The sequence below is a fragment of the Bradyrhizobium sp. genome (genome assembly GCF_035652035.1).
Classification (GTDB): domain Bacteria; phylum Pseudomonadota; class Alphaproteobacteria; order Rhizobiales; family Xanthobacteraceae; genus Bradyrhizobium.
This window is the reverse complement of the sequence record NZ_DASREO010000077.1, coordinates 41,763-63,524: the sequence shown is the minus strand read 5'-3', so window position 1 is coordinate 63,524 and position 21,762 is coordinate 41,763. Positions and strand designations below refer to the sequence as shown.

The following is a 21,762-nucleotide window of genomic DNA, read 5'->3' as shown; positions in this document are numbered from 1 at the left end:
AAGCGTCATGGAAAGCCATATGCTCGACGTCCTCTCAGATCGCGTGCTCGAACTCGGTCCGAAGCCGGCCGGTGGGCCCTATCGTCATTTCAAACTGACGCGCGACAGCGATGGCATCGCCTGGCTATTGTTCGACCGCGATGGCGCCAGCGCCAACACGCTGTCGGCCGAGGTACTGACCGAGTTCGACACCGTGCTCGCCGCGCTCGAAAGCGAGCGTCCGACAGGGCTCGTCATTCGCTCGGCCAAAACCTCCGGCTTCATCGCCGGCGCCGACGTCAATGAATTCCGCGGCGCGACCGACGCGGCCGCAGTCGAAGTGCAGATTGCGCGCGCGCATGCGGTGATCGACCACCTGGAAGCGGTGAAATTTCCGACCGTTGCCGTCATCCACGGCTTCTGTCTCGGCGGCGGCCTCGAAGTCGCTCTTGCCTGCCAGGCGCGTATCGCGATTTCGAATGCGCGCTTCGGTTTTCCCGAGGTGATGCTGGGGTTGCATCCCGGTCTCGGCGGCACCGCCCGCTTCACCGAGCTGATCAATCCGACGCAAGCCATGACCTTGATGCTCACGGGTCGGACGATCGACGCGCGCCGCGCAAAGTCGCTCGGCCTCGTCGACGCGGTGACGGAAGAGCGGCATGTCCGCAACGCCGCAAAGGATGCGGTGTTCGGCCGGCTCAAGCGCGCCAAGCCCGGTTACCTGAACAAGCTCTTGAATGCCGGCCCCGTGCGCGGCTTTCTCGCGTCACGCATGCGAAGCGAAGCTGCCAAGGCGGCTTCGCCCGAACATTACCCGGCGCCTTATGGCTTGATCGATCTCTGGGAAAAGCATGGCGGCGACAAAGCCGCGATGCTGGCGGCCGAAAAGAGTTCATTTGCGCATCTGATGGTGACGTCCACGGCGCAAAACCTCATTCGGGTGTTCTTTCTGCGCGATCAGATGAAGAAACATGCCGGCACTGGCAACAAGATCAAGCATGTTCATGTGATCGGCGCCGGCGCGATGGGCGGCGACATCGCGGCCTGGTGCGCCAATGAGGGATTGAAGGCGACGCTGGCCGACATGAAGGCTGAGCCGATCGCGGGCGCGATCAAGCGCGCGGCTGATTTGTTCGGCAAGATCATTCGCAAGCGCACCGACGTGCGTGACGCACTCGACCGATTGATTCCCGATCTCGACGGCGAGGGTGCCCGTACCGCGGATCTCATCATCGAGGCCGTGCCGGAGAAGCTGGAGCTGAAGCAGAAGGTATACTCTGGTCTCGAACCTCGGATGAAGGTGGGCGCGATCCTCGCCACCAACACATCGAGCATTCCCTTGCAGGATTTGCGCACGACGCTGGCAAAGCCGGAGCGTCTGCTCGGCCTGCATTTCTTCAATCCGGTTTCGCGCCTGCAACTGGTCGAGGTCGTCAGTCACGATGGCACTGACCCAGAGCTCCTGAAAGAAGCGCTGGCCTTTGTCGGCGCGATCGATCGCCTGCCGCTTCCGGTGAAAAGCTCGCCCGGCTTCGTCGTCAACCGCGCGCTCACGCCCTACATGCTGGAGGCGATGGTGATGCTGGACGCGAACATCGACAAGACCGTGATCGACGCGGCGGCCGAAAAGTTCGGCATGCCGATGGGACCGATCGAACTCGCTGATCAGGTCGGGCTTGATATTTGTCTTGCTGTCGGCGACATGCTGCGCTCGAAATTCGGCGATCTGTTGCCGCCGACGCCGGCATGGCTGCGCGACAAGGTGACCAAGGGCGAACTCGGCCGCAAGACGGGCAAGGGATTCTACACCTGGAAAGACGGCAAGGCGGACAAGACGAAGCCGGCATCTGGCGCGGAGCCCGATCCGGAAATGATCGACCGGCTGATCCTGCCGATGTCGAATGTCTGCGTGGCCTGCCTGCGCGAGGGCATTGTCGACGATCCCGACATGGTCGACGGCGCGATGATCTTCGGCACCGGTTACGCGCCATTCCGCGGCGGTCCGCTCAACTACGCGCGGACGCGCGGGGTCGAAAACGTCGCTGCGACGTTGCAGAAACTGGCCACGAAATTCGGCGGCCGGTTCGCGCCGGATGCCGGCTGGGATACTTTCAGGTAATTTCTATCCTCGTACGAGCTCCCTTGACATGACCGATCCGCAAGCCGTTCACGCCCCGACAGTCACTGAGACCGAGCCGTGCGGCGATCTCTGTATTCGCACCCTGGCGATGCCGGCCGATACCAACCAGAACGGCGATATTTTCGGCGGCTGGCTGCTTGCCCAAATGGATGTCGGCGGCGGCGTGTTTGCGTCCAAGACGGCGAAATCCCGCACCGTCACGGTTGCAATTGACGCGATGAATTTCCGTAAACCCGTCTATGTCGGCGATCTCGTCTCGGTGCACGCTACTCTGGTCAGGATCGGCAAGACGTCGATCACGGTGCACCTGGAGGCATGGGTGCTTCGCCGCAAGGAAATGCAGTCGATTCTCGTGACCGACGGCAACTTCACCTATGTCGCCATCGACGAGGAAGGACGCCCGCAGGCCATTGCGCACGACTAGTGGAGTGGATTTGACATTCGCTACAAACCTAGCCGCAAATTTCGAAAAGCGAATGTCAAATCCTGAACTCCACTAGAAATATATATTGCTGGTGGTCCTTTGATTCTAACATTCGCAACAGTAGCCGCTGCGAAGGGATGCGAATGTTAGAATCGAACCACTAGATCACCGGTTTCGGCGTAATCCTACCGTTTCCAGCCTTGTTTTCTGCGCCGCTCCGCCGCATTCCCGGCCGGCGCTTTCCCTTACCCTGCCGATGACAACGTGGCACAATAGGCCACGCCCCCTGCAAAAATAAGATTGCCGTCAGGAGGAGCTATTATGAAGGAATTGTTCAAGGCGGGATTTTTCTGGTTCGCATGCACGCTGGTTTCGATTCAAGTGGTGGCCGCGCAGCCTGCAATTCAGGGCTGCTCCTCGGAAAATTCGGTCGGCAACACACAAACGCTACACTGCGGCGCCGGGATCACGATCATCGCCGAACAAGGGGCTCGCTTTACCGTGCAAGGCGAGCGGAAGGGCCGACTTGAGGGAGTTGAGCTCGATGGCAAGGCGTTGTTGATCGAGGTTCCCGCGAAATCCGGCGGAAATGGATTTCAAGTCATTACACCGCAGGCAATTGCAGCGGTCCGCGGCACGAAATGGGCGGTTGACGTTGCCGGAGACAAGACCTCCGTCTTCGTCGTCAACGGGCGGGTAAGCGTCGGACGCCGAACCGGCACCCATGTTGTGGTCCTTGGGTCTGGCGAAGGCGTTGACGTCGAGCCGGGCGCGCCCCTGACGGTGAAGCGCTGGGCCGCCGCTCGCGTATCGGCTCTGATGGCGCGCCTCGGACAGTAAGGCGCAATGATCAAGCGCCATATCCGCACATCATTCGCCGTCGTACTGGCGGCGATCTGGGGCTTCGCTGTCTATTTCGAGCACAGCCGCGGAGGATTGCGGTTTCTTGATCGCATCGAATCCACGGCGATCGATCTCAAGACACTTGGCCGCGGCAGAAAAACGCCGCCCGATCTCGTGACCATCGTCGCGATTGACGATAACGTCGTGAAGTTACGGGGCGCTTACCCGCTCCCAAGGACCGACCTTGCCAAAATCGTCGATGCCGTCGCTCAGCTGCAACCGAAAGTCATCGCGGTCGATCTTCTCCTGGTCGACAGCGGCATTGCCGATGCCGATGAAGCGCTCGCGAACTCGCTGGCAGCGCGCCCGGCGGTCATCGCGGCCGCCGCAATCTTCCCGGAAGCCAGCCAATCGATCTCTTGGGAGAATGACCGGCGGCCGCTCGCCCGGTTGCCGACGGCTGAGCGATTCCTGTTGCCCCTGAAGAAATTCGCCGACCATGCCGCAATTGGCATCGCGAACGTCGCGACCGATCAAGCGGGCACGCCTCGATCGATTCCCATGCTGTTTCGCACGGGTGATACGGTCGAGCTGTCATTTCCGCTCCGCGTTGCCTCGCTGGCCGTCGGAAAAGAGCCCGTGATCGAGCCGGACCGCTTGAGGCTTGGTCAACTTTCGGTGCCAACCGATGTCGATCACGCCCTTCCTATCGCCTTTTATGGACCTCGGCGCACGATTCGAACGATCAGCGCGGCGTCCGTCCTTGTCGGCGAGATATCGCCGGACGATATCCGAAATCGAATCGTCGTTATCGGTGCGGCCGTCACCGGCGGCGGCGACTTTTTCTCCAGCCCTTTTGATCGGTTGATGCCGGGCGTGGAAGTCATTTCCACGGCCATCAGTCATCTTGTGGCCGGCGATGGTCCGTCGCGGAACCAGACCGTTCGCACGGCCGACGGCGTGATCGCAGTCTTGTTGCCGTCGGTCCTTGTTGGTCTGCTGGCGTGGCGGCGCAGCGCTGTGGGGCTCATAGCTGCTGCGGTTGTGATTGTGACCTGGATAGCGACGAATTTCCTCGCATTCTCGTCCGGAATAGTTCTGAGCGCCGCTGTGCCACTCGCTGCTGCCACCGTGCCGGTGGTTCTGTTTGGATCGTTCCAACTGTGGTCCGGACGGCGGCAGGCGCAATATTTCGCGGCCAGGAACGAATTGCTGGAGCGGTTTCAGGCGCCGGCGATACAGAAGTGGTTGGCGAGGGATCCGGACTTTCTTGCCGAGCCGGTCCGCCAGAATGCGGCAGTCGTCTTTATCGATCTGTCCGGTTTCACATCGCTAAGCGAACAACTCGATCCAGATCTTACGCGCGATCTGCTCAAGGAGTTTCACGCTTTGGTCGACCGGGAGGCGGTCGCCTGCGGTGGGATGATCACGAGCTTTCTGGGTGACGGCGCGATGATTCTGTTCGGCTTGCCCGAACCGACCATTAGCGATGCAGCAAGGGCGGCGCAGTGCGCGCTCACGCTTTGCAGCGAGGTTGGACGATGGCTCGCTTCGGTGCGGCCGGCAATCCACTCAAAGCTCGGATTCAAGGTCGGCGGTCACTTCGGCCTTGTCGTTACCTCAAGGCTCGGCGGCGGAAGTTATCATCATATCACGGCAACGGGAGACACCGTGAACGTGGCGAGCCGGTTGATGGAAGTCGCGGCAAGTCGCGGCGCAGAGCTCGCAGTGAGCGACGAATTGCTTCAAGCTGCCGGACAAGATTGCGCTCTGTTCAAATCAGGTGATCTAGCCGGGCCAACGGAAACCCAGATCCGCGGACGCTCGGGCTCGCTGATGATCTGGCTGTGGCGCAGCCCGAGCGGCGATCGGCAGACGGCGTAGGCCCGCGCTGTCTGCCGACCAACATGATTGGGCTGGCAACGAACGCGGCCTACGCTTCGCCGGCAGGTAGCCCGTCACTCCGCTGCAGCAGCGGATTCAAGCGCCGGATAATCCGTATATCCCTTGGCGCCGCCGCCATAGAAGGTGGCCTTGTCGAATGCATTGAGCGGCGCGCCGCGCTTGAAGCGTTCGACCAGATCGGGATTGGAAATGAACAGCTTCCCGAACGCGATCAGGTCGGCCTCGTTCGCCGACAGCACCTTGTTGGCGAGCTCGAAGTCATAGCCATTGTTGGCGATATAGGCGCCCTTGAAGCGATTGCGCAGCGAGTGGTAGTCGAACGGCGCAACGTCGCGCGGACCGCCCGTCGCACCCTCGATGACGTGGATATAGACGAGCCTCAGCGCGTTGAGGTGATCGACGATATAGTCGAACAGCGGTTGCGGGTTGGAGTCGGAGACATCATTGGCCGGCGTCACCGGCGAGATGCGGATGCCGGTACGCTCGCTGCCGACTTCCGAAACGACCGCCTTGCTGACTTCGAGCATCAACTTGGCGCGGTTTTCGATGGAGCCGCCATAGGCGTCGGTGCGTTTGTTGGTGCCGTCCTTGGCGAACTGATCCAGCAGATAGCCGTTCGCCCCGTGGATCTCGACACCGTCGAAGCCGGCTGCGATCGCGTTGGCCGCGCCCTGCCTGAAGTTGTCAATGATGCCGGGGATTTCGGCGAGCTCGAGCGCGCGCGGCGCGGACACATCGGCGAAGGTGCCATTGACGAAGGTCTTGGTCTTGGCCGTGATCGCCGACGGCGCGACCGGGGCGCCGTTGTTCGGCTGCAGCGAGGTATGCGAGATGCGGCCGACGTGCCAAAGCTGGAGGAAGATGCGTCCGCCCTTGGCGTGCACGCGGTCGGTCACCTTGCGCCATCCGGCGATCTGTTCCTTCGAGTAGATGCCGGGGGTGTCCTGATATCCCTGGCCCTGCTGCGAGACCTGGGTGGCTTCGCTGATCAGGAGGCCCGCAGAAGCGCGCTGTCCGTAATATTCCACCGCCAAGGGATTGGGCACCAGGCCCGCAAGAGCGCGGTTGCGGGTCAGCGGCGCCATCACGGAGCGATTGGCAAGCGTGATCGGGCCAAGCTTGTACGGTTCGAAGAGTATTGAGGTGCTCATTTGGGTGATCTCGGTGAAAGGGGGAGGCATGTGGGAATGCTATCGACGTGTGCATTCCCGCTTGCTGCGGCAAGACGCTCGCAATCACGAAATCGCAAGCCGGTAAGATTTGCCGCAAACGGGCACGAAATGATGACGATCATCCTTTATTCGCCGCCCATTTTGACAAACTTGCCTCCGGCCTGGAAGTACCCGATGGCTCAGGCAACGCCGAGAAAATCCCGCTTGCCGATCTCGACGCCACTGTGACGCAGGATGCCATGGGCAATCGCGGCGTGGAAATAGAAGTTCGTGAAGGCAAAGCGGTTGAGGAATTCCTGGCCTTTGAGCGTCAGGGTTTTGTCGGGGCCGATCGGGAAGGTCACCTCGCGGCTGTCTCCGCCTTCGAACTGCGCGGGTGTGAATGTCTTGAGGTAGTCGATTGTCTTTGCCAGCCGCTGCTGCAGCTCCCCGAAGGTCTTTTCGGTATCAGGTGTCGACGGCACGTCGACATGGGCCAGCCGCGCGCTGCCTTTGCCGGCGAAATCGCACACCAGTTGAATCTGCTTCGACAGCGGCAGCATGTCGGGATAGAGCCGTGCGGCGAGCAATACCTCCGGCTGGATATTTTTTGCGGCGCAGTGCGCCTCTGCTTTCTTGAGAATGCCCGACAGGCTGCCGAGGATCTGGAGGAAGGCGGGGACGGTGGCGTCGTAAAAGGACATGTGATGCTCTTTCGTGGCGTGGAATTTTGACCGCCGAACGGCGTGTGCCACAGATGGGATTGGCCGTAGGACAATACAACTCTGCCAGGCCTCGAATCTGGCCGGAATAATTGCCTTGATTTTTATCTCGAGGTTTATCTTGGCGGCTGCGCCATCGCAGCGGCAGGCTGCGCGCTCGGGCCGCGCATCCGCGCCAGCAATTCGGCCGTTGGCCACGAGTCTGCCGGCAAGCCGAATTTGACTTGCATCGCCTTGACCGCGGTGCGGCTCTGCTGGCCCATCACGCCATCGATCTTGCCGACATCGTAGCCGGCGCGCACGAGCAGCTGTTGCAGTTCGCGCAGCTGGTTCAGCGGCAGTTGCGCTACCGGCACGCTCGGCCGCTGCATCGGGGCTGCGCCCGCGATGCGGGTGGCGAGATAGCCGGCGGTGGTCGAATAGATCAGCGAATTATTCCATTCGGTATAGGCGGCGAAATTGGCATAGGCGAGGAATGCCGGCCCGTTACGGCCCATCGGCAGCAGCAGCGAGGCCGGCATGTCGTCGTCAGGCAATGGCCTGCCGTCAGGATATTTCACGCCGAGTTGCGCCCATTTCGACCGCGGAATCTTGATCGTCAGATCGGCCTGGTCCCAGGGGAAATTGGCGGGCGCCGTCACGCGCACCTCCTGGAGCCAGGGCTCGCCGCGCCGCCACTTCAATCCGGTCGCGATGTAATTCGCCGTCGAGCCGATCACGTCCTCGGCGCTCGACAGGAGATTGCGGCGGCCACCATAGTCGACCGCATAGCTGAAATAATGCGTCGGCAGGAATTGCGTCTGGCCAAGCTCGCCGGCCCAGGAGCCGACCATTTCATCCGGCGTCAGGTCGCCGCGGTCGATGATCTTCAGTGCGGCGATGGTTTCGCCGACGAAGCGCTCCGAGCGGCGGCAATCATAGGCGAGCGAGACCAGCGAACGCAGTGTCGGCAGGTTGCCCATGTTGGCGCCGAAATCGCTTTCAAGTCCCCAGAATGCGGCGATCACTGCCGGCGGCACGCCGTATTCTTTCTCGGCGCGAGCGAACGCTGAGGCATAGGTCTTGATCCGCGCCTGACCCTGTTGCATCCGGTAGGGCGCTGCCATGCGGCCGGAGAATTCGGTGAAGACCTGTCCGAACACGCGCTGGCCGCGGTCGCGGTTGACGATGCCCTGATCGTACACGAGGTAGGGCGAAGCGTCGTCGATCGCGCGCTGCGAGACCCCGGCAGCGATGGCCTGCTGCTTCAGATCAGCGAGGAAGCGATCGAAGCTCGCACCGTTATGGCAACTGGCCGCGCGGGGGACGGGAGCCGCTTTTGCGCGTGTCGGCGCCGGAAATCCCGGCGCAACGGATTGCGCCCATGCCGAACTTGTCAGCGTCGCAAGTCCGATCGCGCCGAGCACGCGTGAGAGTTTCGCTGGTAGCCGCATGTTGGATTCCCCCTGAGAGGAAATCCACTAGCATCCTTTTGGCGCGGCTGTCAGTGCCGCGTCATCGATTTGGGAACCTCATCAGAAAAGGACAGCCTGGATGCCCGGGCCTTTGCGCATATCAAAGTCGAAAACGGCGCTCAGTACGTCCAGGCCGGCATCGAGTAGCCTTGGCCGCAATAGCCGTGAACACAGCCGAATGTAAACCCGAGAGGGCCGAGGCTCTTGGGCGCACTATCGTCGTAGGCGTTGCCGGCCGCCTCGGCATACCCGCGGTCGTGCCTGGCCCAGCCGTGTGTTGCGCTGGCGTGGACACGCGTGACGTGGCCACGGCCGGTCTTGTGGTTCGAAGCCATTGCGCCGGCGGTCATCCCGGCAGCAAGCGCAAGCATCGTTGCGATTGCAAGAATGGGTGCTTTCATCAGGGGTTCTCCGCGTCGCTATCGGTCCCAGGCAAATGGCCCTTCCGGTATCATCCTTCAACGGGGCTGCGCGAAAATGGCTACCCGGTCATGGCAGTCATCGGCTATGCGCCTTCGAGGGTAATGATCATATCGGCCTCCGCCGTGGATTGTTTGCGCAACGCGACCAGCGGTTGGTATTCGGCGGATCGGTACCAGGCATTGAGCCGTTCCATATCCGGAAATTCGATGATGACGACCCTTTCCGGTCTCCAGTGCGGCGTTTCGGGAAATTGATGGCTTCCCGTCTTCGTGATGTAGCGACCACCATGCTTTGCTATCATCGGGGCTACCTTGATCCGGTAGTCCTCGAACTTCACGGCATCGGTGATGATGTGTTCGGCGATGTAGTAGGCGGGCATGTGTTGCTCCCCGGATGACGAAAGTCAGACCGTCGCGATGCAATCGATCTCGATGTCGAAGGGACCCGCATGTGATGGGACGTGCAGCAAAATCCGGGTTGGGGACCCCTCGATAAAATAGCGATCCCAGACTGCATTGAAGCGGTCATAATGCGACGGATCCGGGGTGCAATAGACATTGCACTTGAGAATATTCGCAAGCGAGGACCCGGCGGTCTCCAGGCAAAGCTTCATTTGTTCGATAACAATTTCGGATTGTCTCTCGAACGGGAAACGTTTGATTTCGCCGCTCTCGGGATCGAACGGTGGTAGTCCTGAAAGAAACACAAATCCGTTTGCCATCGCGACGGGACAGATCGGTCCCTTGCGGCGACGTTCGACATAGCTCGAGATCGGATCGACGCGTAAGCGCTTCATGCAAGTGCCCTCGGTGGGTGAATTGAACGCGCCGACCCTAATGCAAACGCGGTCCCGGATGGTTCGGCCGATACCGAACTGCCACGGCTTGTTGCCGATTGGACCGAACGCTAAGGTGGCGCGCGGCCGCTGCATGATCGAGCCAATGAAAACCCGCCCGGTTTCCCGGACGGGTCTTCGATCGAGTCCAGAATTGCGAAGCTTACCAGGTCCAGGCGTCGATCGGCGTACCGTAACCCCAGCCCCAGCCTGGAGCGCAGCCATAGAAGGGGTCGCAATAGCCCGTCGCTACGGTAGCGAGCCCAAGGCCCAGACCGACGAGACCCACGTCTGCCGCATAGGCATCATACGGGTAACCCCATCCGCCACCCCAACCCCATCCGCCGCCCCAGCCCCAACCGCCTCCGACGAAGCGCCGGCCGCGCCAGCCGCCGACGAACCGTCGACCGCCCCATCCGCCACCGCGCCAACCGCTGAAGCCGCGAACGCCCGCGAACCGGGCGCCGCCGAAACTGCGGGCTCCGGCAAAGCCACCATGGAATCCACCGCCATGAAAACCACCGCCATGGAAGCCGCCACCACCGCGGAAGGCCATCGCGCTAGTGCTGGTGCCAGCGGCAAGCGCAAGCGCCATCGCCCCGATCAATATCTGTTTCCTCATCAAAACCTCCTCTGCATCCTTGGGGTTGTTGACGAGTTAACGGTCGCGACGCCGAACCGTTGCTAACGAGGAGCCTGCGAGGAACCTAAAATATAGCTTAGGGTTCGCCGGGCGCGCAGAAACACGCGCCTTCCGCTGGCGCGAAGGCGTCGCCGAGGTTCAAGCCGACTGCGGTTTGGCCTCCGATTCGATCGGCGGCAGCGGGTCGCCGTGAATCTTGGCCTCGAAGCCGCGCAAGCGCTGATAAATCGAAATCAACTCGACGATCGTGCTCCAGGAGTTGATGAGATACTGAAAGGATTGGCGGACCTGGGCGAACGCATTCTGGATCTGCTGGAACGGTCCCAGCGTGAGCTTGCCGGCAACGACCGTCGGCACCAGCAGGATGTAAGGGAAGACGACGTCAGTCTGCAAATAGACAATGCGGCCGACGTTGAAGTACATGAAATTCAGATAAAGCCGAAAGTAGTTGCGGCGAATATTGGCGAACAGTTCGGCCAGCGTCGGCGGATCGGAGCGAGCCGGATTGTCTTCGCCTAACACCAGCTCCTTGCGATAAGCAGCCTCGACGCGCTGGTTATGAAACTCGATGCCGGGCAGTCGAATGCCGATCAAAGCCAACCCTCCCGTGCCGACAATTGACCAAACGATCGCCGCGATCACCAGCGGATAGGGGATAGAACCGATCAACGGAAGTTCGGTGACGATTTCCGATAACCGCAACAACAGCGGAAGGAATGCGATCAGCGTCAGCACGGCGCTGATCAGGTTGACGCCTAGCCCCTCCGTCGTGGTCGCGAATCGCATGGTGTCTTCCTGGACGCGTTGCGAGGCGCCTTCGATGGTGCGCAGGCGTGGCCAGTTCTCGACATAGTAGTCGTTCATCGCCGTTCGCCAGCGGAAGATGTAGTGACTGACGAAGAATCGAGTCATCACACCGACGACGACCGCAACAAAGGCGATACCGGCGAAGGTTGATAACTCAGCGTAGAACTCCCAGGCCGTCACGGCCCGCGACTTTGAAAGGGCGGCTTGCAGCAGATCGTAGAATGGCCCGTACCAGCTATTGATGGCGACGCTGACCTGGACCTGGAAGTACGAGGTGAACAGGATCAGCGCGGAACCCCAAACCGACCATCCTGCCCACCGATGCGGTGCGAACACTCGCCAGAAGCCAGCGAAGATTGCGACCGCGATCAGGAAATAGAGATCGAACCATAGCGACGCCGCCGACCAAAACAATGACACGCCGATCGTCTTGGACGGCGCGACGAGGTCTTCCGCATAGCCGTACCAAAGCGCCATCGACAGCGCTATCCAAACAAGTGCCGACCAGAAGAACAGCCTTGGGCGAGGGAAGAACGAGACGAACATGTCGGGGTATCCAGTCTTTGAGGCGGGAGCCGCTATATTTGCGGCCACCATACCGGGTCCGGCGGATTAGCCAACCGGCGCAAGCCCCAAAACAGCGTGCTCTGCGTTCACAATTCACGCGCGTTGGAGAAGGCAAAGGACGACATCCGCCGCGTGTTTTCGTCCAGGATCAGCGTGCGGGTGATCGGCGGTTCGGCGCGCTGGCTGCAATTCTCGCGCTCGCACAGCCGGCAGTTGACGCCGATCGGCGTGCCCTCTGAAGTTTCAAGATTAAGCCCGCTCGCGTAGACGAGTTTCGACGCGTGGCGGATCTCGCATCCGAGTCCGATCGCAAAGCGCGGCTGCGGCTGCGCATACGGCGCCGCTGGACGGCGCACGGTTTGTGCGATCGAGAAGTAGCGCGTGCCGTCGGGCAATTCGATCACCTGGCTCAAGAGCCGATCCGGCGTGTCGAAGGTCGAATGCACATTCCACAATGGACAGGTTCCGCCGAATTTCGAGAACGGGAAGGTGCCGGAGGAAAACCGCTTCGAGACGTTGCCGGCATTGTCGACGCGCAGCAGGAAGAACGGAACGCCGCGCGCATTGGGCCGCTGCAAGGTCGTCAGGCGATGGCACACCTGCTCGAGGCCCGCGTTGAAGCGCTGTGACAGGATGTTGAGGTCGTAGCCGAGCGCTTCGGCTGCCGTCTGGAACGGCTGATACGGCATCATGGCGGCGGCGGCGAAGTAATTGGCGAGCGTGATGCGGTAGAGCCGCCGTGGGGCGTCATCGAGCGGGCCGGCGCGGCCGATGATGGTCTCGATCGTGCTGGCGCATTCGGTAAGGGCAATCTGAAAGGCGAGCTGGAAGGCGCGGCCGGGCGCGTCGATCAGTTCCGAGATCAAGAGTTGCCGGCGATGGCGATCGAAACGGCGCAGCGTCTCGCGCATGACATCGACCGGCATGATGCGGGTGAGGATCGAGTGTTTTTCGCGTAGGCGCGCCGACAGCGCGGCAAATAATTCTTCGGCGGGAACATTGAGTTCGTCGCGCAGATTTTCCGCCGCCGTTTCGAGCTCTGGAAAATAATTGCGATTGGCCTCGATCAGATCGCGCACGCGTTCGATCGGGTTGGCCTCAAAGCGCGCGCCCTCGTCGCGATCGGCCATTTGCGCCGCAGCCATGGTCTCGCCGCGGCGCGCTTCGGTGTAGGCGGCATAGAGCCGTTGCAGCGCGTGCGTGACGCCGGGACAGAGTTCCGCGAGATCGCGCAGTTCCTGTTTCGGCAGATCGATCTGCCGGAACAACGGATCGGAAAAAATCTCGTTCAGTTCCGCGAAGAAGCGATCTTCGTCGGCGGTCGCAAGGTCGCGCAGGTCGAGGTCATAAGCTTCCGCCAGGCGTAACAGGATCTGTGCCGTCACCGGGCGCTGGTTGCGCTCGATCAGGTTGATGTAGCTCGGCGAGATGCCGAGACCTTCAGCGATCTGGGTCTGCGACAACCCGAGTTGCTGGCGGATACGCCGGAAGCGGGGACCGACAAACAGCTTCTTTCCGGAATCCGCGGGCATGGCGTTGTTCCCTTACATCGCGCGCGGCCGAAATCGGGCCGCTTGTCCCAGTCTTTACACGAAAACGGCGCGCAAACGTGCCGTCTTATGACAAAATTTACAAGATAACTTATGTCACATGTATGCGTGTTACATGACATCACCATTCGAAATCAAGCAGTATTTACGATTTGACGGGAGTCGCGTTTATCTCCTGACGAGCATTTTGCAATGCACTGTCACGAATGTCTGAGGCGGCGATACCGTCCTTCAGGCCCGTCGCATCTTCAGAAGGATTACGAACATGAACTACCAGCCACGCGGGATCAGTGATCAGGCTCTCCAGGGGCCGGCTTCGTATCAGAGCCAGATCGAGGCGGCCCAGGCGCTGCTCGACACCAGGCCGACCTGGAACGGGGTGACGGCCGAGGCTGTCGCGCGCATGCGCCTGCAGAATCGTTTCAGGACCGGCCTCGACGTCGCCCGTTACACCGCGGCGCTGATGCGGGCCGACATGGCCGCCTATGACGGCGATCCCACCAAGTACACGCAGTCGCTGGGCTGCTGGCATGGCTTCATCGCCCAGCAGAAGCTGATCTCGGTCAAGAAGCACTTCGGCACGACCGATCGCCGCTACCTGTACCTCTCGGGGTGGATGATCGCGGCGCTGCGCTCCGAGTTCGGACCGCTGCCTGACCAGTCCATGCATGAAAAGACCTCGGTGCCAGCCCTGATCGAGGAGCTCTACACCTTCCTGCGTCAGGCCGACTCGCGCGAGCTGAACGATATCTTCCGCGCGCTCGATACTGCCCGCGAGCAAGGCGACAAGGCGAAGGAGAAGGCGCTGATCGAGAAGATCGACAACTTCCAGACCCACGTCGTGCCCGTCATCGCCGACATCGATGCCGGCTTCGGCAACGCGGAAGCAACCTATCTGCTCGCCAAGAAGATGATCGAGGCGGGCGCCTGCGCTCTGCAGATCGAAAACCAGGTCTCGGACGAAAAGCAGTGCGGACATCAGGACGGCAAGGTGACCGTGCCGCACGATGTCTTCCTTGCGAAGATTCGCGCCTGCCGCCACGCGTTCCTTGAACTCGGCGTCGAAGACGGCGTCGTGGTGACCCGCACCGACTCGCTCGGCGCCGGCCTCACGCAGCAGATCGCCGTAAGCCACAAGCCCGGCGACATCGGCGACCAGTACAACAGCTTCCTCGATTGCGAGGAAGTGACGGCGGACAATGCCAGGAACGGCGACGTCATCATCAACCGTCACGGCAAGATGATGCGCCCCAAGCGGCTGCCCTCTAATCTCTACCAGTTCCGTCCGGGTACCGGCGAAGATCGCTGCGTGCTCGACTGCATCACCTCGCTGCAGAACGGCGCCGACTTGCTGTGGATCGAAACCGAGAAGCCGCATATCGAGCAGATCGCCAAGATGGTCGACCGGATCCGCAAGGTCATCCCGAACGCGAAGCTCGCCTACAACAACTCGCCGTCCTTCAACTGGACGCTGAACTTCCGCTGGCAGGTCTACGATGCGATGAAGGAAGCCGGCAAAGATGTCAGCAAGTACAATCGCGCCGAGCTGATGAAGGCGGAATACGACGACACGCCGCTGGCCAAGGAAGCCGACGAACGCATCCGCACCTTCCAGGCCGATTCAGCGAAGCGCGCCGGCATCTTCCACCATCTGATCACGTTGCCGACCTATCACACGGCAGCGCTCTCGACCGACAATCTGGCGAGGGAATATTTCGGCGAGCAGGGCATGCTCGGCTATGTGAAGAACGTCCAGCGCGCCGAGATCCGTCAGGGCATCGCCTGCGTGAAGCATCAGAACATGGCCGGCTCCGATATCGGCGACGATCACAAGGAGTACTTCGCCGGCGAAGCCGCCCTGAAGGCGGGCGGCGCCCACAACACGATGAACCAGTTCGGCTAGAGGAGGACTGACAATGACCGCAGGCAGCAATTTCTGGGTGATCGGTGGCGAGTTCGGCTCGATGAACTTCCACAAGCTCGTCGAAGGCTCCGCTCAGGTGAAGGGTCCCTTCAAGAGCCGGGCGGAAGCCGAACAATGCTGGCGCGAGGTTTCGGAAGAAAACCGCCACAAGGCCGGCGTGCGCTTTTCGATCGTGGAAGAGCCTTCCCGCGTGATGGCCTGATCCCCAATAAAGGCGTCCAAGGGCGGCCGCGGCCTCTTCGTCCCTTTAAGGGACGGCGGGGCCGCGTTCGTTTCTGGGGAGCATAAGCCTTTGGGAACAAACGTCTCTTTGCGGAGGCCAAGGTTACTGATAGGTTAATACCACTTTCCGGGGGTGAGGACGGGACGCAAGGCCGATGGCAGAGGCACAGAATATCGGAGACGAGGCCAGTGAGGTGCGGCCCACTCGGCTGCGCGATGCGCTCCGCAAGGCGCGGATCGAGGCTGCCGATCGTACCGGCGTCGTCGTCGACTTGCGCGATGCGGAAGTCGCGCGCCTTGAAATCCTGAGCGAGGCGCTGGATCCGCTGTTTGCTCAAATTCCCGACACCGTCGATCTGTTCGACCGCGGCATCAGTCAGGGCGAGACGCCGCGGCTGTGGATCGACGTGGTCGCCCACATCGTGATGGGCCGCGACAAGCGTGCCTATCGCTTCGTGCAGGACACCCGCTTCGGCCGCATCCTGATCGCGGAATCGCACGACGTGCCGGTCATTGTCGATGCCGTCACGGATTATGTCGCGCGCCGCATGGTCGAGCGCGAACATGCGCTGGTCGCGACTCCGGTTGCCATACCGGCTCCGACTGAAGAGCCGCGCCGCAGCCGGTTCTGGCCGTTTGCGTTCGGCTTCATCCTCGGCGCGCTGGCGCTGTTTGGCCTCGCGCTGTTTGCGAGCCTGAGCAGCATCTAGATCGCTATCGCGCCGGCGCTACAGCAGCTCCACGCGCCTGATTTCCTTGACCTGACGCGCGTCGTTGATGCCGCGCACCATTTGCCGGCAGCTCCAGCCGTTGCCGTCGCGCGCGATCGAAAACAGGTTGTAGGCCGCGTGAGGATAATGGCCGTGCGCCAATGCGGATGCCGACGGCACGCCGATCGCCGGTATCGACGATCCGTTCGGCCCCTCGATCCAGTTCGTGGAGTGAACGTGATCGTGTCCGTGCAGGATCATTTCCACGCCGTATCGTTTCAACAGCGCACGCAAATCCGATGAATCGGTCAGACGCTTGGCCCGCGCGTTCGAGCGGATCGGATGATGAATGAGCAGAATCCGAAAAGCGCTTTCTGACGCGAGTGTCGCGAGCAGGCGCTCGAGCGCTTCCATCTGGCTTTTGCCGAGCCAGCCCGTCGCCATGAATGGCGGCGTCGGCACTGCCGTGGATACGCCGATCAGCGCGAGGGGGCCGCGCCGGCGGAGCGACGGAAAGATCGCATCAGGATCCGGCGCCGCGTCGCCGGCGAGGTAGCTTTTCCAGTCCTCGGCAAATCGATGAGCGGTCGTGCGAACATAGGCATCGTGATTGCCGGGAACGAGGGTCACCCGTTCCGGCGGGCCGACGCTTTCGAGCCAGGCCAGCGCCGGCGCAAACTCGGCCTCTAGCGCGAGGTTGATGAGATCGCCGGTGACCGCAATGTGATCCGGCACCTGCGCCTGCAGGTCGGACATCAGCACGTCGACCACGTCGCGCCGATGATAGCGGTGGCGGTTTCGCGTCCAGTTCAGATAGCCGAGCACGCGCTTGCCCGCGAGTTCGGACAGCCGCGGGTGCGGCAGCGGCGGCAGGTGCGGGTCGGACACATGGGCGAGGGTGAAGGCCGCCATTGATGGATATCCCGCTTTCAAATCCACTCCACTCGCCGTATTGGCAAGCTGGCAGGGAGGATGCAAGGATCAAACGTAACCTTGGGAGTTGCAAGGATTGCCGTGACGACGACCGTACAGCGGCTGCGAACGCGTCTTGAGCCGGCGCTGCGGCGGCTCTTTCACCTCTACTGGCGATTTGCGCGCGGCATGACGCTCGGCGTGCGCGCCGTTGTGCTGGACAGCGAAAACCGCGTCTTTCTGGTCAAGCACAGCTATGTCAGCGGCTGGCATCTGCCCGGCGGCGGAGTGGAAACCGGCGAGACCTTGCGCGAAGCCCTGCGGCGGGAGCTCATCGAGGAGGGACGCATCGAACTCGCCGGCGAGCCTGCGTTTTTCGGCGTCTATTTGAACAGCCACGTTTCCAGGCGCGATCACGTCGCGGTGTATCTGGTCCGCGACTTCAAGCAGGATCGTCTGCCGGAACCGAACCGCGAGATCATCGATTGCGGCTTTTTCGATACGCGGGCCCTGCCGGCGGATACGACTGTGGGAACGCGGCTGCGGATCGCGGAAGTGGTCGAAAACAAGCCGCAAATCGCGACCTGGCGTTAGAGAACGTTAGCGATAGGTCCTTATGATCGGGCGCAAACCCTAACGATCGTTAAGGATTGGTCCATGAGCGCCGTATCGCAATCCATGCGCCCGTCAAAGCCTCGCGGCGATCTGGCCGGGATGGCGGAGGCGCTGGCTGAATTTGCGAGATCGGAATTTCCGATAAGCCAGCCTGCACAGCCGCGCGTTGCCGTGCTGGTGCCGTGCTTCAACGAGGAGGCCGCGGTCGCAACCGTGATCGCCGATTTTCGCAAGGCGCTGCCGTCGGCCGAAATCTATGTCTACGACAACAACTCGACGGATCGCACGGTCGCGGTGGCGCGCGAGGCTGACGCCATCGTTCGCAGCGAACGCCGTCAGGGCAAGGGCCATGTGGTCCGCCGCATGTTCGCCGATGTCGACGCCGACATTTACCTGCTGGTCGATGGCGACGCCACGTACGACGCATCGAGCGCCCCGAAAATGATCGAGGCGCTCAAGTCGGAGCATCTCGACATGGTGGTGGGTCTGCGGGTCGATCAGGCGGAGGCTGCCTGGCGGCCGGGACATCGTACCGGAAACTGGCTTTTGACCGGCTTTCTGGCCTCGATGTTCGGCAGGGCCTTCAAGGACATTCTCTCCGGCTATCGCGTGTTCTCGCGGCGGTTCGTCAAATCCTTCCCGGTGCTGTCGGACGGATTTGAGATCGAAACCGAGCTGAGCGTGCATGCGCTGGAACTCTCGCTCCCGACGGCGGAAATCGAAACGCCCTACTTTGCCCGGCCTGAAGGATCGGTCAGCAAGCTCAATACCTGGCGCGACGGCTTTCGGATCCTCGGCACTATCATAAAACTCTATCGCTCGGAAAAGCCGCTGCGCTTCTTTACTGCGATTGCCATGTTCCTTGCGCTGGTGTCGATCGGCCTTGCGATTCCGGTTTTCGTGACCTTCCTCGAGCAAGGCGTCGTCCCCCGCCTGCCCACGGCGGTGCTGTCGATGGGGTTGATGATCATGGCGATGCTCTCGCTGTCGTCCGGTCTGGTGCTTGACACGGTGACGCGCGGGCGGCGGGAGATGAAGCTCTTGGCCTATCTCGCGCAGCACCCTTTCGAGAAGGGTTGACGGCTCACGCAATCGCGTGTGGATAGGGGGTCATGAGCGATCTGTCTCTGACCATCCTGGCCGAAACCGCCAATGACGCGCAGGCGATCGAGCGTTTGCATGAGCGAACGTTCGGACCCGGCCGTTTTACCTTAAGCGCCTACCGGATTCGCGAGCACGTCGATCATGTGCTCGACCTGTCGTTCACCGCCTGGATCGGGACCCTGTTGGTCGGCTCGTTGCGCCAGTTGCCGATCACGATCGGAAATACCAAGGCGCTGCTGCTCGGACCGTTGACGATCGAGCCGCCGTTTCGCGGCCGTGGTGTCGGGCGCCTGTTGCTCGAGCGTGCGCTTGCCGACGCCAAGACCAAGGGGCACCGTTTGGTGCTGCTGGTCGGCGACGAGCCCTATTATAGTCGTGCCGGATTCAAGACCGTGCCGCAGGGGCGGGTGACTATGCCCGGACCCGTCGACTATAAGCGCCTTCTGGTCGCCGAACTCGCCGAGGGCGCTTTCGAGAATGTCTCCGGCGCCGTCCGCCCGGACTGGGATTTCGCGAAATAGCGGGATCGAAATTTCGATCCCGCATGATCGCCCGCACCTCATATCTTCTTTGAGATGCCAACGTAGAAGCCGCGGCGCGGTCCGAACTGCGGGGCGAACACACCGATGCCGCTGCCATCCCTGATCTCGTAGATCCGGTCGAACAGGTTGACGACGTCGAAGCGAATGGTCATCGGCTTCAGATCGTTGGGCAGCAGGAATTCGCGCTTGATGCCTAGGTTGACCTGCGTGTAGGCCGGCACCGAGCCGATGTTGGCGTCACCGTTGCGCAGGCCGCTGCCATAGATCGCGTCGGCGCTCAGCGTGACCCCGCACCACGACAATCCGTTATCGCCAAATGCCTCGGCTGCGGTCGCGGGCCGGCCGCAGAACTTGTAGCTCGCGCCGGCGGACGCGGTGACGAACTGGTTGTGGTCGGTATAGATGAAGTGCGACTGCAGGTACTGGAACTCGGTGAGCCCGCCGAGATCTGGAAGTGGTGTGTTGCCGAACAGATACTGGTTCGACACCGGGTCGTTCGCGCGCTGCTGGGCGATGGCGACATTACCGTAAAGCTGAAGGTTGCCGCTGGTGAGCTTGCCCTTGAATTCGATGCCTTCGTTGTAGCCGCGCGCGTAGTTGAAGGCGCTGAGCACCAGCGCCTGGCCGAAAAAGCCGTTGTCAATCAGATCGGTCGCGATCTTGTAATAGGCATCGACGCCAAGATCGAGACTGGAGCAGTTCTTTCCGTCCGAGCCGCATCCAAACTTGAAGGTCTGGTCGACACCGGCGTCGAAGTAGTGCGAGCGCTCCGGCAGGACTGGATCGCTTCCCTGGTTGGTCGGCACCGCCGCAGTCGTGTTGTTGAACGCGTTGATGTTGACCGGTGCAGCTTCTACCAGGACCGGCGGCGTGAAGTAGCGCGCATAACCTGCGTGGAACGTGGTGTTCTCGAACGGCTTGTAGGTGAAGCTGAGCCGCGGGCTGAACTGGTTGGCGGTGACGAACTGATCCATCTGGTCGAAGCGCAGGCCATAGTTCATGGTGAGCTGGTTGGTCAGTTTCCATTCGTCCTGAACATAGACGCCTGCGAGCCAGCCGAGTTTGGAGACATTGTCGGTGATGTTGAAGGGCGCGTCTATTGGGTTGCCGTTGATGTCCGTGGGCTCAACCAGCGAGGTATTGCCAACGAACACTTGCTCGCCGCTGACGGAGAAGCCGGCACGCAGCGTGTGCGAATCGCCAAGCTTGTAAGAGCCGTCGCCCTGCAGGCCGTTGACCAGGGACCGCCGGCTGATGTCCGAAGCGACGCCGTTGATCAGGAGATCGCCGATCGGATCGGGCGTATAATGGAGGTTGCTGTAGCGGGTGAAGAAGGACAATTGCCCGTCGAAGCCGTCGTACGACTTTTGCGCTGTCAGCACACTGAATTGCGTGGTCTCGACTTGGTTCTCGTTGAGCAGCAAGGAGTTGAAACTGGACACGCCGAAGGCGCTGCCCAGAGTCGTCGGCTGGTCAGGCCGGTTGGGAATCTGGAAATTGTTGTACGCCGTGCCCGCGATCAGGCTGACCCGGGTGGTCGGATCGACGTAGGCCGACATATAGGCAAAGCCCCGGTCCTGCTGCGAGAAATCGTGAAATGCATTGTAGGTGGGTGTTGCGCTTTCGATGCCCACTGAGTTCTGCGTGTAGCGGCCGGTGAAGTAGTACTGCACGCCGGCAAAGCAATCCGGATTGGCCTTGGTATAAGCCCCCGGCGTCGGGGTAGGGCAGGTGTTGCCGAATGTGCCGCCATATTCGAAGCTCGGCTGGATCGTTCCAAAACTGCCGCCGTAGACGCCGACGCTGCCCGAGTTGTTGAAGAGGTCGGTGCGGGTCTTGATGTCGATGAGGCCTGTCGTGCGCAGTCCGTATTCGGCCGGCAAGGCGCCCGTGACCAGTGACATGCTGCCGATGAAACTGGTGTCGAAAATGCTGCCGAGACCGGTGACGCCGTCAGGCAACAAGATCCCGTTGATCCGGTATTGAAGGTTGCCATGATCGTTGCGGACATGCAGCGAACCGCTGGCCGCCGAATCCTGCGAGACGCCGGGCATCTGAAGCAGCACCTTCTCGACCGAAGCATTATCGCCCTGCGGCAAATCCTGGATCGCGGCGCGGCTGATGGTGTCGGAGGTCGTGCCTGTTGTCGTGAAGATGTTGCCGCGCGCCTGATCGAAGGTTGCATTCTTGGCGGCAAGTCGGGCGGCTGCCTGCTCCGCCGGGGAGAGCGGCGCGGGTGCAGGTGCGACCGGAGCCGCCGGGGCCCGACGGGTCACGACCTGTGGCTTCT

21 protein-coding genes are annotated in these 21,762 nt (G+C 61.5%); 10 read left to right on the top strand and 11 right to left on the bottom strand.

The window, feature by feature from the left end; genetic code table 11:
* Window positions 1-7: 7 nt before the first annotated feature.
* The 4 genes from VFB05_RS21180 to VFB05_RS21165 all read left to right on the top strand — a co-directional run bounded on the left by VFB05_RS21180 (window position 8) and on the right by VFB05_RS21165 (window position 5,270).
* Window positions 8-2,098, top strand: coding sequence for a 3-hydroxyacyl-CoA dehydrogenase NAD-binding domain-containing protein (locus VFB05_RS21180; RefSeq protein WP_325015785.1), 2,091 nt, complete (start codon window positions 8-10; stop codon window positions 2,096-2,098).
* 28 nt (window positions 2,099-2,126) lie between these two features.
* Window positions 2,127-2,543, top strand: a complete 417-nt coding sequence (locus VFB05_RS21175; protein ID WP_325015782.1) for an acyl-CoA thioesterase — start codon at window positions 2,127-2,129, stop codon at window positions 2,541-2,543.
* A 321-nt stretch (window positions 2,544-2,864) separates the two neighbouring features.
* Window positions 2,865-3,383 carry a FecR domain-containing protein gene (locus VFB05_RS21170; protein ID WP_325015780.1) on the top strand — a complete coding sequence of 173 codons (519 nt, stop codon included), beginning with the start codon at window positions 2,865-2,867 and terminating at the stop codon, window positions 3,381-3,383.
* Between the two features lie 6 nt (window positions 3,384-3,389).
* Window positions 3,390-5,270 carry an adenylate/guanylate cyclase domain-containing protein gene (locus tag VFB05_RS21165; protein WP_325015778.1) on the top strand — a complete coding sequence of 627 codons (1,881 nt, stop codon included), beginning with the start codon at window positions 3,390-3,392 and terminating at the stop codon, window positions 5,268-5,270.
* 74 nt (window positions 5,271-5,344) lie between these two features.
* Here the strand turns inward: VFB05_RS21165 and VFB05_RS21160 are convergent, their stop codons facing one another.
* From VFB05_RS21160 to VFB05_RS21120, 9 genes are all read right to left on the bottom strand, one after another.
* Window positions 5,345-6,442, bottom strand: a complete 1,098-nt coding sequence (locus tag VFB05_RS21160) for an alkene reductase (protein ID WP_325015776.1) — start codon at window positions 6,440-6,442, stop codon at window positions 5,345-5,347.
* Between the two features lie 200 nt (window positions 6,443-6,642).
* Complete coding sequence (locus VFB05_RS21155) at window positions 6,643-7,146, bottom strand: DUF1993 domain-containing protein (protein WP_325015813.1); 504 nt, start codon at window positions 7,144-7,146, stop codon at window positions 6,643-6,645.
* A gap of 134 nt (window positions 7,147-7,280) precedes the next feature.
* Window positions 7,281-8,597: a lytic murein transglycosylase gene (locus VFB05_RS21150; protein WP_325015774.1), complete on the bottom strand. Its 1,317-nt coding sequence runs from the start codon at window positions 8,595-8,597 to the stop codon at window positions 7,281-7,283.
* A gap of 140 nt (window positions 8,598-8,737) precedes the next feature.
* On the bottom strand, window positions 8,738-9,019 hold the full coding sequence (locus VFB05_RS21145; RefSeq protein ID WP_325015772.1) for a hypothetical protein: 282 nt from the start codon (window positions 9,017-9,019) through the stop codon (window positions 8,738-8,740).
* A gap of 104 nt (window positions 9,020-9,123) precedes the next feature.
* Window positions 9,124-9,420, bottom strand: a complete 297-nt coding sequence (locus tag VFB05_RS21140) for a DUF1330 domain-containing protein (RefSeq protein WP_325015770.1) — start codon at window positions 9,418-9,420, stop codon at window positions 9,124-9,126.
* A gap of 24 nt (window positions 9,421-9,444) precedes the next feature.
* Window positions 9,445-9,837: a RidA family protein gene (locus VFB05_RS21135; protein ID WP_325015768.1), complete on the bottom strand. Its 393-nt coding sequence runs from the start codon at window positions 9,835-9,837 to the stop codon at window positions 9,445-9,447.
* A 202-nt stretch (window positions 9,838-10,039) separates the two neighbouring features.
* Window positions 10,040-10,498 (bottom strand): hypothetical protein, encoded by a 459-nt coding sequence (locus VFB05_RS21130; protein WP_325015766.1) that lies wholly within the window; start codon window positions 10,496-10,498, stop codon window positions 10,040-10,042.
* Between the two features lie 159 nt (window positions 10,499-10,657).
* The gene (gene sbmA, locus VFB05_RS21125; protein ID WP_325015764.1) at window positions 10,658-11,872 is read right to left on the bottom strand and encodes a peptide antibiotic transporter SbmA; all 1,215 of its coding nucleotides are present in this window, start codon (window positions 11,870-11,872) and stop codon (window positions 10,658-10,660) included.
* 107 nt (window positions 11,873-11,979) lie between these two features.
* The gene (locus VFB05_RS21120; RefSeq protein ID WP_325015761.1) at window positions 11,980-13,425 is read right to left on the bottom strand and encodes a helix-turn-helix domain-containing protein; all 1,446 of its coding nucleotides are present in this window, start codon (window positions 13,423-13,425) and stop codon (window positions 11,980-11,982) included.
* A 283-nt stretch (window positions 13,426-13,708) separates the two neighbouring features.
* On the opposite strand from VFB05_RS21120, the gene VFB05_RS21115 reads away from it, so the two are divergent.
* The 3 genes from VFB05_RS21115 (at window position 13,709) to VFB05_RS21105 (ending at window position 16,299) form a co-directional block, all read left to right on the top strand.
* The gene (locus tag VFB05_RS21115; RefSeq protein ID WP_325015759.1) at window positions 13,709-15,346 is read left to right on the top strand and encodes an isocitrate lyase; all 1,638 of its coding nucleotides are present in this window, start codon (window positions 13,709-13,711) and stop codon (window positions 15,344-15,346) included.
* 13 nt (window positions 15,347-15,359) lie between these two features.
* Complete coding sequence (locus tag VFB05_RS21110; RefSeq protein ID WP_325015756.1) at window positions 15,360-15,569, top strand: DUF4170 domain-containing protein; 210 nt, start codon at window positions 15,360-15,362, stop codon at window positions 15,567-15,569.
* Between the two features lie 175 nt (window positions 15,570-15,744).
* Window positions 15,745-16,299 (top strand): hypothetical protein, encoded by a 555-nt coding sequence (locus VFB05_RS21105; RefSeq protein ID WP_325015754.1) that lies wholly within the window; start codon window positions 15,745-15,747, stop codon window positions 16,297-16,299.
* 18 nt (window positions 16,300-16,317) lie between these two features.
* Here the strand turns inward: VFB05_RS21105 and VFB05_RS21100 are convergent, their stop codons facing one another.
* Window positions 16,318-17,211: a metallophosphoesterase gene (locus tag VFB05_RS21100; RefSeq protein ID WP_325015752.1), complete on the bottom strand. Its 894-nt coding sequence runs from the start codon at window positions 17,209-17,211 to the stop codon at window positions 16,318-16,320.
* A 102-nt stretch (window positions 17,212-17,313) separates the two neighbouring features.
* Between VFB05_RS21100 and VFB05_RS21095 the strand changes: the two genes are divergently transcribed.
* The 3 genes from VFB05_RS21095 (at window position 17,314) to VFB05_RS21085 (ending at window position 19,451) form a co-directional block, all read left to right on the top strand.
* The gene (locus tag VFB05_RS21095; RefSeq protein ID WP_325015750.1) at window positions 17,314-17,805 is read left to right on the top strand and encodes an NUDIX domain-containing protein; all 492 of its coding nucleotides are present in this window, start codon (window positions 17,314-17,316) and stop codon (window positions 17,803-17,805) included.
* Window positions 17,806-17,925: 120 nt separating this feature from the next.
* Window positions 17,926-18,906 (top strand): glycosyltransferase family 2 protein, encoded by a 981-nt coding sequence (locus tag VFB05_RS21090; protein WP_325015811.1) that lies wholly within the window; start codon window positions 17,926-17,928, stop codon window positions 18,904-18,906.
* Between the two features lie 32 nt (window positions 18,907-18,938).
* Complete coding sequence (locus tag VFB05_RS21085; protein WP_325015748.1) at window positions 18,939-19,451, top strand: N-acetyltransferase; 513 nt, start codon at window positions 18,939-18,941, stop codon at window positions 19,449-19,451.
* A gap of 38 nt (window positions 19,452-19,489) precedes the next feature.
* On the opposite strand, the gene VFB05_RS21080 is transcribed toward VFB05_RS21085, so the two are convergent.
* Complete coding sequence (locus VFB05_RS21080) at window positions 19,490-21,748, bottom strand: TonB-dependent receptor (protein WP_325015746.1); 2,259 nt, start codon at window positions 21,746-21,748, stop codon at window positions 19,490-19,492.
* Between the last annotated feature and the right edge of the window lie 14 nt (window positions 21,749-21,762).